We start from the raw sequence: 13823 nt of genomic DNA, 5'->3' as shown, positions 1-13823 counted from the left end.
TATGGGAGATGAAAATATGGAGACATTACAGCATCTGATTCTGCACGACATTTCAAATAGCGAAGAGATCGAAGCTGTAAAAAGCGGTGCGCATACCCTGACTTACGCGGAATATCGAAAACGAATCAACCAGCTTGCGCAATCGCTTCTTGATAAAGGAATAAAAAAAGACGACAGAGTGGCGATGCTTTGTAAAAACGGCCACGCGTCATCTATCGTCATGTTTGCGGCACTTGAAATCGGAGCGGTGGTTGTGCCGGTCAGCTGGCAATTAACACCTTATGAAATGACAGGCATTTTAGCTGCCTGTGAACCGAAAGCTGTTTTTTACGGCACTGAATTTAAAGAGATTATGGAAGAAGTGCTTCCTGCGCTTGCATCTTCCCTTAAACTGAAGGTCGTGACCGGAACAGCTGCGGAGACAACGCCTGAGTTTGACGCTTTATTGACAGGCTCCGGCGATACACCGGACGTCGAAACAGTGTCCGAAAACGATACGGCATTGCTGATGTTTACCTCGGGTACTACAGGCAATCCGAAACGCTGCATGATCACTCACGGCGGCATATACAACTACGTAAAAGCGACATTGGCATACACGGGGAGAATGCAGAATGTCCGCTTCTTAGCATGCCATCCGAATTACCATACGAGCGCGATTATCTGCCAGATGGTCGGCACGATGAGCGGAACGACATTCATTATGACAGACAATCAGGACCCTGTAGAAAACTTGAAGCTCATCGAAAAAGAGAAAATTCAAACCATCATGGCGCTGCCAGTCTATTTCACATATCTGCTGAAAGCATGGGAAACGCACCAGACTGACATGTCTTCTATCGTTTATTTGATGACTGGAGGAACAAAGGTGCCAAGCAGCCTGATCCAGCAGTATCGCGACATCGGCATTCCGCTCATGCACGGATACGGAAGCACTGAAGCGTGGGGCATCAGCTCTTGGAATCCGCAAATGGGAATGGATAAAGCTGCTTCTGCGGGTAAACCGATGGAAGAAGTGGACGTCCGCATTGTAGATCCGGAAACAGGCGAAGTCCTTCCGCAAGGCTCAATCGGAGAAGTCGTTGTGACAAATCCGTTTTTATTCAAAGGGTACGAAGGTAACGAAGAAGCGACACGAAAAGTGCTGAAAGACGGCTGGTTCCATACGGGCGATTCCGGATATGTGGATGAAGACGGATTTATCTTTATCACCGGACGTTATAAAGATGTCATCATCTACGGAGGCGACAATATTTATCCTGACCAGATTGAAGAGGTCATTCAGCAAGTGCCGGGAATTCTCGAAACGGCGGTTGTCGGTATCCCTGATCCGCTTTATGGTGAAAAACCGAAAGCGTTCATCGTGACAAACGGCAGAGAAGACCTGACAGAAGATGAAGTGACCCGATTCCTTCAAGAACGTCTTGCTGCCTTTAAAATTCCGGAAATTGAGTTCGTCAGCGAACTTCCGAAAAACAACCTTGGAAAAGTGAGAAAAGACGTTCTCCGCAAACAAGCGGTACGTTCATAATTGAAATCAAAAACCCGGCTGCCAGCCGGGTTTTTTTCTTGCGTTTCATGTGAAACATTTTTCTCCGAAAACGTTTTGAACTGTCTCATTCATGTTTATCCAAAAGACAGCAGAGGTAGACAAGAAGTATGACAACGAACAATAAGGAGGAACTTGACATGGAAAACTATCCGAAGGAATTCCCTGCAAAATCTCAAAACCGCCAGCCGGGCATTGAGAACGAAATGAATCCGGCGCCTGTTTACGAATACAAAGAATATAAAGGCGCTGACAAACTAAAAGGGAAAACCGCACTTATCACAGGGGGCGACAGCGGTATCGGACGCGCCGTAGCAGTCGCTTACGCAAAAGAAGGCGCAAATGTCGCGATCGTCTATTTTGATGAAAGCGGAGATGCGGAGGATACAAAAAAACGAGTGGAAGAAGAAGGCGTAAAATGTCTGTTAATCTCCGGCGATGTCGGTGAGGAAGACTTTTGCAATGAAGCCGTTGAAAAAACGGTTGAAGAATTCGGACGTCTTGATATTCTCGTGAATAATGCCGGGGAACAGCATCCGAAAGAAAGCATTAAGGACATTACAAGCGAGCAGCTTCACAGAACCTTTAAGACAAACTTTTACTCACAATTTTATTTGACTAAAAAAGCAATTGATTACATGAAGCCGGGCAGCGCGATCATCAATACGACATCCATTAATCCTTACACAGGCAATCCGCAGCTGATCGACTACACGGCTACGAAAGGCGCGATTAACGGTTTTACGAGATCCATGGCGCAAGCGCTCGTCAACGACGGTATCCGTGTCAACGCCGTGGCGCCGGGACCGATCTGGACACCGCTTATTCCGGCGACCTTCTCGGAAGAAACCGTTGCTTCCTTCGGTCAGGATACGCCGATGGGCCGGGCAGGCCAGCCTGTTGAGCATGTCGGCTGCTATGTGCTATTGGCCTCAGATGAATCATCTTATATGACCGGACAGACGCTGCATGTCAACGGCGGCAGATTTGTGACCACATAAGGAGGCTGAAGCATGACGATATCGAAGCAAGACGTAAATGCATACTATCAAAAAGCGGGAATCGTTCTGACAGATGATGAAGTCGAAGATATTCAAATCATGGATTACGGCTTAGGCAAGCTTGAGGAAACCGGGCTTCAGCTGTTTATTTACGTGAATACCGACCGCTACTGTTCAAAAGAATTGGTGCTCTTCCCGCGCCAGACGTGTCCGGAACACCGTCATCCGCCGGTCGGCGGCGAAAAGGGAAAACAAGAGACATTCCGCTGCCGCTGGGGGAAGGTGTATCTCTACGTAGAAGGCGAAAAGGCAGAGAACCCAAGCGTCCTCCCGCCGGAAGAAGATAAGGAATACTACACTGTCTGGAATGAAATTGTGCTGGAACCGGGCGAACAATACACCATTCCGCCGGATACGAAACATTGGTTCCAAGCGGGAGAAGAAGGGGCGGTCGTTACGGAAATGTCATCGCCAAGCACGGATGATCACGACGTTTTTACCGACCCGCGTATTTAAAGATGAGGCTGCACGCCTCATCTTTTTTTGTATGGAAAAAAATGAATTTACCTGTATAATGGCTAATAAAGGAAAGAAGGTGTGATCGTGTTTTCCTGTCAAATCCGGGAACATCTGACGATCAGATTGCTTGCCAAAGAAGATACGGACGAATTGTATTCTGTTATGAAGCGAAATCAAAACCATCTCAGCGAATGGCTCAGCTGGGCGGAAGAACTGGCTGATATCGATACGTACCGCGATGTGATCATTCCGGAATGGCGCTATAAATATGCGGAAGAGAATGGTTTCGACGCCGGAATTTTTGTAAAGGGCCGGTTTTGCGGCATGATCAGCATCCATAATTTTGACACAGTCAATCATCAAGCGGAAATCGGCTACTGGCTGGATCAAGAGCATGAAGGATTCGGCATCATCACCGCAAGCTGCCGGGCGGTTATCACACATGCATTTCAGGACCTCGGGCTGAACCGTATCATGATCAGCGCCGCTGAAAAAAACACGAAAAGCAGGGCGGTGGCGGAACGGCTCGGATTTCAGAAAGAAGGACTGACGAGAGAAGGCATTTTCGTGCAGGGCGCCTATCATGACGCGGTGAAATACAGCATGCTGAAGCGGGAATGGAGCGAAGAACGGCAGAAGAGCACATTTCTTGGTTTAAATGTCTCCCCAATGTGGAAAAGTAACAGCGGAGACGTTAAAAAGGAGTGATTCTGCATGAATCAAAATGAAATCAAAGAAAAAGTGCTTGAAGTACTGGATCATCATAAAGTCGGTTCGCTTGCGACGGTAGAGCAAGGCAAGCCGCATTCACGCTACATGACATTTTTCCATGACGGCTTAACAATTTACACGCCGACGAGCAAAGACACTCATAAAGCGGAAGAAGTTGAAAACAATCCGAATGTTCATATCTTGTTAGGGTATGACGGTGACGGATTCGGTGACGCTTATGTGGAAGTGGCCGGAACCGCCAAATTGAACAACTCAGCAGATTTAAAAGAAAAGCTGTGGGATTCGAAACTGGAACGCTGGTTCGACGGAAAAGACGATCCGAACCTAGTGATTCTTGAAATTGAACCGAAGCAGATCAAGCTCATGAACGCGGGTGAAAAAACGCCGGCCGAGCTGGAACTTTAATAAATCATTTGATCATTCGGGGGCAATCTGTTATAATTAACTGCTAAGTGACAACATGCAAATAAAAAAGAAAGTAAACTTCTTTTTTCTGTTTTGATATAGAAGCTTCAGGCTTCAACAGACAGCTTGAAAAAAAGCTGAGCTTATTCTTTTCCTTCTGATATTCGCCCCTAACGAAGAGATGGAAAAAAGACTTTTTGTTTTACAATTCACACCGGCGCGGCTTCGGAGCCGCAGTGACGATTGAGAGGTAGGGCTTTCGTTGTCTTGTGTTCAAGAACTTCCATGGTGTTTACTTTCGAAGAATGATTCTGTCGGAACTGTAATTTACGAATCACCCGCGGGCTAAGGCGGGAAACCATATATTATTTATTTGCGTAAGAAAAGAATAAGACAAAACCGCACCGGACATCCGGGCGGTTTTTTTATTTGATCGGCCGAAACTTCGCCGCTTTCTGCAGAGTCTAATCAGTATGAAAAGATTTGGGGGAATCATACATTGCACGTTATTACTTCACAAGTACTGTTTATCTTCTGTTTTCTGCTGCTGATACATTCGGTTGAAACGCTTGCTTATGCAACACGGCTTTCCGGCGCGAGAGTCGGATTTATCGCGTCCGCGCTGTCATTATTTAATGTCATGGTCATCGTGTCGCGCATGTCAAACATGGTCCAGCAGCCGTTTACCGGACATCTGATTGATGCCGCCGGATCAAACGCCCTATCTGTTGTGGGCGCTCAGTTTCGGTTTTTAATATTCGGCTCCACGGTCGGAACGATACTCGGCATCTGTCTTTTGCCGACATTCGTCGCGTTATTCACCAGGGCGATTATACACTTGGCGGACGGAGGAGGCTCCGTCATGCAGGTGTTTAAAAAAGGATTTTCACTGAACGGTCTGAAGCATGCGCGTTCTTATATCAGACTGCCGTCCGTCTCCTATTTAAAAGGGCTTCAATTCCGAATGATCCCGAAACGCTTGTTTGTCATTAATATGGTCATCACGTCGATTTACACGATCGGCGTCCTGTCCGCACTGTACGCCGGCCTTCTGGCGCCTGAGCACAGCACGACGGCGGTGATGGCATCAGGTTTAATCAACGGGGTTGCGACCATGCTGTTGGCCGTATTTGTTGATCCGAAAGTATCCGTACTGGCAGACGATGTGGCGAAGGGCAAGCGCAGCTATGTCTCCTTAAAATGGACATCATTGACGATGGTGACCTCAAGGGTCGCGGGCACGCTTCTCGCCCAGCTCGTATTCCTCCCCGGCGCTTATTATATCGCCTGGGTGACGAAATGGATGTAACACATAAAAAAAGCTCCTCTGCAAAAAAGAGGAGCTTTTCATTTATAATTTCTCAGGCCGCGATCATAAATAAAATTGCCGAATGGGATAAAGGCCGCGATAAAACCGGCGGCTGACCATTTCACGTGCCATTTGACGGTAAACGCCGCATACGCCAGCACTGCCAAATAAATGATAAACAAACCGCCGTGAATGGAGCCGGCAATGGTGACGGCGAGCGGATGATGAGCCCAATACTTCAGCGGCATCGCGATAAACAGCAGCACCAAAAGCGACATGCCTTCAATAAAACCCATCGTGCGAAGCCTGCCGATCGGCGTGTGTAACATACAATTCCCTCCTGTCAGACATCTTTTTTCCTCTATACTATGAGCAATGGGCAGTCCTAATATGACCATTTCGCGTCTGTTCCTGAAAAAACCTTCCTCATTTCAGATTGTTGTTCTTGTCATTTTTCGGATTTCTCTTGATAATATAGCCAAAAAGGTAAGGAAGGACTACAGTCATGAAACTAGATAATGTTGATCTGAGCATCATAAAAGAGCTGCAGCGGGACAGCCGCCTGTCCATGCGGGAGCTGGGCAGAAAAATCAAATTGTCAGCCCCGTCGGTCACAGAGCGTGTCAGGCAGCTTGAATCCTTCGGCGTCATTAAGGGCTATACGTTGGACATTGATCAAAAAAAGATCGGGCTTCCCGTTTCCTGCATTGTCGAGGCGACAGTGAAAAATGGAAAATACGATCAATTTAAAACCTACATTCAATCCATTCCCAACATTGAATTTTGTTTTCGGATTGCCGGCGCGGCGTGTTATATGCTGAAGATGAACGCGGACAGCCTGGAAACGATCGAACACTTCATCGACCGCACCTCTCCGTATGCCCAAACCGTGACCCACGTCATTTTCTCAGAAATTGACACAAAAAACGTCCTCGATTAGAGAGAGCGTGAGGAAGTCTGTTATAATAACAGGATGAGTGTGAAAGAAAGAGAAGTGAAAAAGTATGTCAAAAACAGTTGTATTAGCTGAAAAACCTTCAGTCGGCCGGGACTTGGCCCGCGTTCTGAAGTGTCATAAAAAAGGAAACGGATATCTTGAAGGCGACCGCTACATCGTCACATGGGCGCTCGGGCATTTGGTAACGCTCGCTGATCCTGAAGGGTACGGCAAAGAATATCAATCATGGCGGCTTGAGGATCTGCCGATTATTCCGGAGCCTTTGAAGCTCGTCGTCATCAAAAAAACAGGAAAGCAGTTCAATGCGGTCAAAGCCCAGCTTGTCCGGAAAGACGTCAGCCAGATCGTAATCGCAACAGACGCAGGGCGGGAAGGGGAGCTTGTGGCCCGCTGGATTATCGAAAAGGCAAACGTCCGCAAACCGATTCAGCGGCTGTGGATTTCCTCTGTAACAGACAAGGCGATTAAAGAAGGATTCCAAAAGCTTCGCAGCGGCAAAGAGTACGAAAATCTGTATCATTCCGCCGTCGCCAGAGCGGAAGCGGATTGGATCGTCGGCATCAACGCGACCCGCGCCCTGACGACAAAATTTAACGCGCAGCTGTCATGCGGACGCGTCCAGACTCCGACACTGGCGATGATCGCCAAGCGTGAAGCGGACATTCAGGCGTTCACACCCGTCCCATATTATGGTCTCCGCGCGGCTGCTGATCAGTTGACGCTGACATGGCAGGATAAAAAAACAAAGCAGACAAGAACGTTCGACCAGACGGTGATCGGCCGTTTGGCAAAAGATCTCCAAGGAAAGCCGGCAGTCATTTCAGAATTGAAAAAAACGGCGAAGAAAAGCTTCGCTCCCGGTCTTTACGACTTGACGGAATTGCAGCGGGATGCTCATAAGCGCTTCGGTTTTTCCGCAAAAGAGACGCTGTCCGTGCTTCAAAAACTGTATGAACAGCACAAGCTTGTCACGTACCCGCGGACGGATTCCAGATTCCTTTCCGCCGACATCGTGCCGACTTTAAAAGACCGTTTAAACGGCATGGAAGTCAAGCCGTACGCACAATACGTCAATCAAATACTGAAGCGCGGCGTCAAAGCGCATAAAGGATTCGTCAATGATGCGAAAGTATCGGATCACCATGCCATCATTCCGACAGAGGAGCCGCTGATCCTTTCAAGCCTCAGCGACAAAGAACGCAAGCTTTACGATCTGATCGCCAAACGTTTTCTCGCTGTGTTAATGCCGGCGTTCGAATACGAAGAAACAAAGGTCACAGCCGATATCGGCGGCGAAACATTTACCGCAAAAGGGAAAACCGTTCAATCGCCGGGCTGGAAAGCCGTGTACGATATGTACGAGGATGACGACGATCATGAGGAAGACAAAGATCAGACGCTCCCGGCCCTTCAGCAAGGTCAGCGCCTGTCCGTCTCGTCGCTGAAAGAAACGAGCGGACAGACGAAACCGCCTGCGCGTTTTAATGAAGGCACGCTGTTGTCCGCGATGGAGAACCCAAGCGCCTTTATGCAGGGAGAAGAGAAGAACCTTGTGAAAACATTGGGTGAAACCGGAGGACTCGGAACAGTCGCCACCCGCGCTGATATTATTGAAAAACTGTTCAACAGTTTCTTAATCGAGAAAAAAGAAAAAGATATTTTCATCACGTCAAAAGGGAAGCAGCTCTTACAGCTCGTCCCGGAAGATTTAAAATCGCCGGCGTTAACCGCCGAGTGGGAGCAAAAGCTCTCCGCTATCGCAGCGGGCAAACTGAAATCCGCCGTGTTTATTAAAGACATGAAAACATATGCGGACAAAACGGTGAAGGAAATCAAAAACAGCAGCCAAACCTTCAGACATGACAACATTTCAGGCACCGCCTGCCCTGATTGCGGCAAGATGATGCTTAAAGTCAACGGCAAACGCGGCACGATGCTCGTGTGTCAGGATCGGGAATGCGGCAGCCGAAAAACGGTGGCGAGAAAAACCAACGCCCGCTGTCCGAACTGCCATAAGAAAATGGAGCTTCGCGGCCAGGGTGAAGGCCAAACCTTCGCATGTGTATGCGGCCACCGGGAGAAACTGTCCGTCTTTGAAAAGCGCAAGGCGAAAGATAAATCCGGACGCGCATCCAAGCGGGACATCAACTCTTATATGAAAACCCAAAATAAAGAGGAGCCGATGAACAACGCGCTGGCAGAACAGCTGAAAAAACTCGGCCTGGATAAATAAATCAGAGAAAGGCAGCATTTGTAAAGAAATGCTGCCTTTTGTCGTGTTTTCACTGTATTGGGAATGAAATCCAAACAAAGAGGGAAAAGGTGAATCGGCGGCACCCCTATTTTAAAATTTCCCAATGTGAAAATATGCTAGTATTCTTTTATCGTTTCTTATATAGTAAAAATTGCTTTGTGAAAAATAAGATATAGGTATAAAAAAGGAATTACAAAATAGGAGGATGGTATGTGAAGCGATTCGGTTTTAGTCTGATGATCCTTTTGATTTCAATCGTGCTGACGGCGGGATGCGCGGAGGCCGGCACCGAAAAACAGACGGCTGCTGAACCGTCCGGACCGCTTCAGCCCGCAGAGCATTTTATTTATCATAAATTGATGAACGGGCGGGGGATGATCCGGACGAACATATCCGGTGAGCCGGAATATTTATCTGAGTCTCTCGGACTATGGATGGAATTTTTGCTCGGCAGGAAAGATGAACGGCAATTTCAAGCCCAATATCAGCTTCTTACCGATTCATTTTTGACGGACAACGGGCTCGTGTCGTGGAAAATTGCCGGGAATAAAGCGAGCGGCACCAATGCCTTGATTGACGATTTCAGAATCATGAACTGTCTGAATGAGGCCGGAACCCTGTGGGGAAACAGTGAATACGGGAAAACAGCGGTGCAGATCGGGAAGGCGCTGGAAAAATACAATATGAATGAAGGGTATTTTACGGATTATTACGATGCCGCTTCAAATGCCGCATCAAAGACCGTGACGTTGTCCTATGTCAGCCCCGGCGCCTTACAGATGCTCAGAGAACAGGGGATTATCGATGAGAAAACGGAAAAACGGAACCTTGATGTTCTTAATCTTGCGCCCCTGAAAAATGGTTTTCTGCCGAAATCGTTCAATACCGAAACTAAGGAATACAAATATGACAGCGAGGTCAATGTCATCGATCAGCTGTATGCCGCCGTGAATCTGAAGCGGGGCGATGACAAAGCCGCGCTGTCAAAGTGGATCATAGAAGAATGGAAGTCGCGCGGACAGCTGTACGGACGATACAGCGCAGACACGAAGGAGCCGGCGGTTCAATACGAATCACCGTCCGTTTACGCCCTGGCCGTTCTTTTTTTAGCAGAACAAAAAGCTGATCCGGCTGTCATCAAGCCGCTTTATGAAAGAATGACTTCATTTGAAACACTGGACACACTGAACCCTGATTACGGCGGCTATATGAGCGGGAGCGATACACATTCTTTCGATAACCTGCTGCCGCTTTTGGCTGAAAGGAAATTGTTTAATGAACATATCATTCAATGAATCACAAAAACTGTGCAGCTACACAGCAGTTATGTTAGCGCTGCTGTCTTTTTTTATTTACTATGTGTCACAGCAATCCGCAGGGCTTCTGATAACCTGCATCACATTGCTTGTCGCGGGAGCCGGCTTATGGTTCGGGGCGATCTACGCGCTCGTCATCACCTTACTCGTCTTATTTGTTCTCGGCAGCCTGCTCCTGTGGTTTCAGACCGGGAGCTTTATGGCGTCTGCCGGTGCCGAAGGTCTGCAGATGCTGGCCGTTTGGGGGATTGCGCTGCTCGTTTTTTCCTACATATCAGGAAGAATACACGATTTGGCCAAGGAGCTTGAGCGCTCAGTGAAGCAGCTGCGGGAAGAGATCACGAGCTTTGTCGCCGTCGACAGGGTGACGGGCTTTGACAACCATCTCCGGATGAAGCTGGAACTGTCTGAGGAAATCAAGCGGGCGGAACGCTACGGCAATTCCTTTGTTTTTTTGCTGCTGCACATGCATTATTTCAAGGAGTTCAAATCCCTCTACGGAGAAAAAGAGACCGACCGCCTGCTGGCATTTATCAGCCGTCAAATCCGGTCAAGCGTGCGGGAAACAGATAAAAAATTCAGGCCGTCCGCCGAACGGTTCGGCATCGTGCTGACCCATACGCCTGAAGAAAACATGCCGGCCGTTCTGGCGAAGCTGAAAAAGGAATTGAATACATACCGGCTGCAAAACGGTAAATACGTCTCCATCACCTTCCGTGTATGTTACTTGGCGTACCGAAAGGATTTACAGACGGCCGAGCAATTTTTAAATGAACTGGAAAACGAGATGATGATGAATGAACTCTAAATGGATACGTCTCTTACTCTCGGCGCTCTTCATGATTTCGGCGGTCTATATTCCCTGTACGGCGGGAGCAATAGACAAAAAGGACGGCATTCTCATTATTTATACAAGCGCGGACGGCGAAGAAACCGCTGAAGTCAAAATGCTTGATTTGATCGCGGGCCATTTCTCATCCGCCGTGACCGTGAAAAGCGACGGAGATATCACAGCCGCCGACCTCAAAAAGAATCGGCGCGTCATCTATTACGGCGTCACGAAGAAAAAGCTCAGCAAACCATTTGTGTCGCTGATCGGCAGCATGCCGCAGCAGCTTATCAGCATCGGCTATAACGCCGGCCAGTTCAACCGATTTGCGGGGTTGTCCCTCACAGAAAAAGAAACGGTATACCGCATTTACAGTAAGAAAGAAAAAACAGACATGCCGCTTGAAAAAGGAATGTCCGTGCTCGGTGCAGCGGGAGTAAAAGGGGAGCCCCTTTATACATACCGGTCCGGTGACGGCAGCACCCGCCCTTTTATGTGGAAAACGGCGCGCTCTGACTATTATTTCGGTGTGACCAGTCTGTTAAATGATTCGTTTCTGACGGCGAAAGAACTGCGCAAGGCGTTTGGAGAATCAGAGGGCGGCACCCTCCTTTATTTGCGGCTTGAAGACATCAGCCCGATGTCCGATGAAACATTGCTTTACGAAGCGGGCGCTTACCTGCATAAACGACACATACCGTTTATTCTGGCGGTCATTCCCGTCTATCTCAATCCGGAAAACGGAGAAAAAGTATATCTGGCGGACAAGCCGAAAATGGTCAGCGTCCTGAAAAAACTTCAGCAAATGGGCGGCAGCATCATTATCCACGGCTATACGCACGCATACCGGTACAGCGAAACGGGAGAAGGCTTTGAATTTTGGGATGCCAAAACGGATCAGCCGATTACGTCAGAAAATGCGGACGATGCTCCGGTCAAACTTGAAAAGGAACAGGATTTTCCGAATGAAAAAGCGTACCGGGCGTATGTGAAGCCTTTCCGTGAAAAAGAAAAAATCTACACGAGAACGAAGCTGGAGCAGGCGATTGATGACCTGACAGAGCTCGGCCTTTATCCGCTGTCATTCGAAGCGCCGCACTATACGATGTCTGAAGAAGGGTACAAAATCGCATCTTCTTATTTCTCCAGCATTTTCGGGCAAGTGCAGCTCAGCGGCACGACGTGGAAAACCTCAGGCGCCCCTCCGTTCGTCTCAAAGCCGGCTATGCTGGACGGGATGACGCTGTACCCTGAAACCATCGGTTATGCCGATAACTCAAAAGAAAATCCGCTCGGGGATATGGAGGATCATATCTCGCAGATGATTGACTTCGGCGGCGGAGTGGCGGGAGGTTTCTACCATCCGTATCTCGGCATGAAATACCTCCCCGAGCTCGTCAATCAGATGGAAAGAATCCCCGGCGGAGAGTGGCTCGATCTGAAGAAAACGAAGCAGACGGTAACGTCGGACAGCGTCAGAATCAAAACGGACGGAGACGGAACCATTCATGTGGAAAACAAGATTCATCCGATAACATCCTTTTTCAATCACCACCAACAGACGCCTCTGGAAAAAGCGCTTTGGATTCTCTCCGGCGTGGTGTTATTGTTTATCATCATGTTCGCATGCTACGTCCTTTATTTGCGCGCCACATTAAAAAAACGAATCTTTAAGGAGAGAAGAACCCTTGAGTAACATTCTGTTTTTTATCTCATTAAGTTTAATATGGGTGATGCTTCTCTATCACATGTTTCTGATGCAGGGCGGATTCAGGCATTATATGACCTTCGAACAAAACATTCCGAAATGGCGCGCAAAGGCGGGGGAGCTCCCGAAGGTCAGCGTCCTGATTCCCGCGCATAATGAGGAAGTCGTCATCAGACAGACGCTGAAGGCGATGGTGAATCTGTATTATCCGAAAGACAGGCTTGAGATCATCGTCGTTAACGATAATTCCTCCGATCGGACGGGGGACATCGTCAATGAATTTTCCCGTCAGTATGATTTCATTAAAATGGTTGTCACAAAGCCCCCGAACGCCGGAAAAGGAAAATCCTCAGCGCTGAACTCAGGGTTTGCCGAATCGAACGGAGACGTGATCTGCGTATATGATGCGGACAATACGCCGGAAAAAATGGCGGTGTACTACCTGGTTCTCGGTCTGATGAATGATGAGAAAGCAGGAGCTGTTGTCGGGAAATTCCGTGTCATCAACGCGGCCAAAACGCTCCTGACGAAGTTTATTAATATAGAAACCATCTGCTTTCAATGGATGGCGCAAGGCGGCAGATGGAAATGGTTCAAAATCGCCACCATCCCGGGAACGAATTTCGCCATCAGGCGGAGCATTATCGAACGGCTCGGCGGCTGGGATGATAAGGCGCTGGCGGAGGATACAGAGCTGACGATCCGCGTCTATAATCTCGGGTACCATATCCGCTTTTTCCCGGCGGCTGTGACATGGGAGCAGGAGCCTGAGACTTGGAAGGTCTGGTGGCGCCAGCGGACAAGATGGGCGCGCGGCAATCAATACGTCGTTCTCAAGTTTTTATCCCAATTTTTTAAGCTGAAACGCAAGCGGATCATCTTCGATCTGTTTTATTTCTTTTTTACGTATTTTTTGTTTTTCTTCGGTGTGATCATGTCAAACACGATTTTTATTATCAATCTTTTTTACGACCTGCATCTGGCAGTCGGATTTTTGGCGATGATTTTATGGATACTGGCCTTTTTCCTGTTTATGACCGAGGTCATGATTACCTTAAGCATTGAAAAAACAGAAATGAACAAACAAAACTTCTTTATCGTATTTCTCATGTACTTCACATACTCCCAGGCTTGGATCGTGCTCGTCATCTGGTCATTATTCACAGAGATCAAGCACCGCTTGTTCAAGCAGGAAGTCAAGTGGTACAAAACGGAGCGATACAATCAAAATAAAAGCGGGTGA

At 48.1% G+C, this 13823-nt stretch carries 13 protein-coding genes; 12 read left to right on the top strand and 1 reads right to left on the bottom strand.

All coding sequences use genetic code 11. The annotated features are described in order from the left end of the window. Positions 1–16 precede the first annotated feature (16 nt). The 6 genes from ACXN9U_RS12440 to amj all read left to right on the top strand — a co-directional run bounded on the left by ACXN9U_RS12440 (position 17) and on the right by amj (position 5515). On the top strand, positions 17–1531 hold the full coding sequence (locus tag ACXN9U_RS12440; RefSeq protein ID WP_489201713.1) for a class I adenylate-forming enzyme family protein: 1515 nt from the start codon (positions 17–19) through the stop codon (positions 1529–1531). Between the two features lie 158 nt (positions 1532–1689). Then, the gene (locus ACXN9U_RS12435; RefSeq protein WP_095242062.1) at positions 1690–2550 is read left to right on the top strand and encodes an SDR family oxidoreductase; all 861 of its coding nucleotides are present in this window, start codon (positions 1690–1692) and stop codon (positions 2548–2550) included. Positions 2551–2562: 12 nt separating this feature from the next. Beyond that, positions 2563–3066, top strand: coding sequence for a D-lyxose/D-mannose family sugar isomerase (locus ACXN9U_RS12430; RefSeq protein WP_060963580.1), 504 nt, complete (start codon positions 2563–2565; stop codon positions 3064–3066). 87 nt (positions 3067–3153) lie between these two features. Next, complete coding sequence (locus ACXN9U_RS12425; RefSeq protein ID WP_060963579.1) at positions 3154–3777, top strand: GNAT family N-acetyltransferase; 624 nt, start codon at positions 3154–3156, stop codon at positions 3775–3777. 6 nt (positions 3778–3783) lie between these two features. Continuing rightward, positions 3784–4206 carry a pyridoxamine 5'-phosphate oxidase family protein gene (locus ACXN9U_RS12420; protein WP_060963578.1) on the top strand — a complete coding sequence of 141 codons (423 nt, stop codon included), beginning with the start codon at positions 3784–3786 and terminating at the stop codon, positions 4204–4206. A gap of 499 nt (positions 4207–4705) precedes the next feature. Then, the gene (gene amj / locus ACXN9U_RS12415; RefSeq protein ID WP_060963577.1) at positions 4706–5515 is read left to right on the top strand and encodes a lipid II flippase Amj; all 810 of its coding nucleotides are present in this window, start codon (positions 4706–4708) and stop codon (positions 5513–5515) included. Positions 5516–5553: 38 nt separating this feature from the next. Here amj and ACXN9U_RS12410 read toward each other — a convergent pair whose 3' ends face one another. After that, positions 5554–5844 (bottom strand): DUF3817 domain-containing protein, encoded by a 291-nt coding sequence (locus ACXN9U_RS12410; protein WP_013351048.1) that lies wholly within the window; start codon positions 5842–5844, stop codon positions 5554–5556. A gap of 176 nt (positions 5845–6020) precedes the next feature. Here ACXN9U_RS12410 and lrpC point away from each other — a divergent pair, with 176 nt between their 5' ends. The 6 genes from lrpC to ACXN9U_RS12380 all read left to right on the top strand — a co-directional run bounded on the left by lrpC (position 6021) and on the right by ACXN9U_RS12380 (position 13823). Next, positions 6021–6455 (top strand): transcriptional regulator LrpC, encoded by a 435-nt coding sequence (gene lrpC / locus ACXN9U_RS12405; protein WP_489201712.1) that lies wholly within the window; start codon positions 6021–6023, stop codon positions 6453–6455. A 64-nt stretch (positions 6456–6519) separates the two neighbouring features. Beyond that, entirely contained in the window at positions 6520–8706 is a 2187-nt protein-coding gene (locus ACXN9U_RS12400) for a DNA topoisomerase III (protein WP_060963576.1), read from the top strand. 233 nt (positions 8707–8939) lie between these two features. Further along, a complete protein-coding gene (locus tag ACXN9U_RS12395; protein WP_060963575.1) occupies positions 8940–10022 on the top strand; it encodes a hypothetical protein in 1083 nt (360 codons plus the stop codon). Further along, positions 10003–10851, top strand: coding sequence for a diguanylate cyclase domain-containing protein (locus ACXN9U_RS12390; RefSeq protein WP_489201711.1), 849 nt, complete (start codon positions 10003–10005; stop codon positions 10849–10851). The genes ACXN9U_RS12395 and ACXN9U_RS12390 overlap by 20 nt, the downstream gene beginning before the upstream one ends. Continuing rightward, entirely contained in the window at positions 10841–12568 is a 1728-nt protein-coding gene (locus ACXN9U_RS12385; RefSeq protein ID WP_060963573.1) for a DUF2334 domain-containing protein, read from the top strand. Before ACXN9U_RS12390 ends, ACXN9U_RS12385 begins: the two co-directional genes overlap by 11 nt. Then, entirely contained in the window at positions 12561–13823 is a 1263-nt protein-coding gene (locus ACXN9U_RS12380) for a glycosyltransferase family 2 protein (RefSeq protein ID WP_016937212.1), read from the top strand. The genes ACXN9U_RS12385 and ACXN9U_RS12380 overlap by 8 nt, the downstream gene beginning before the upstream one ends.

The organism is Bacillus sp. BACIII (assembly GCF_057836745.1).
The sequence above is the reverse complement of the archived record's forward strand: the minus strand, read 5'-3'. Positions and strand labels throughout refer to the sequence as shown.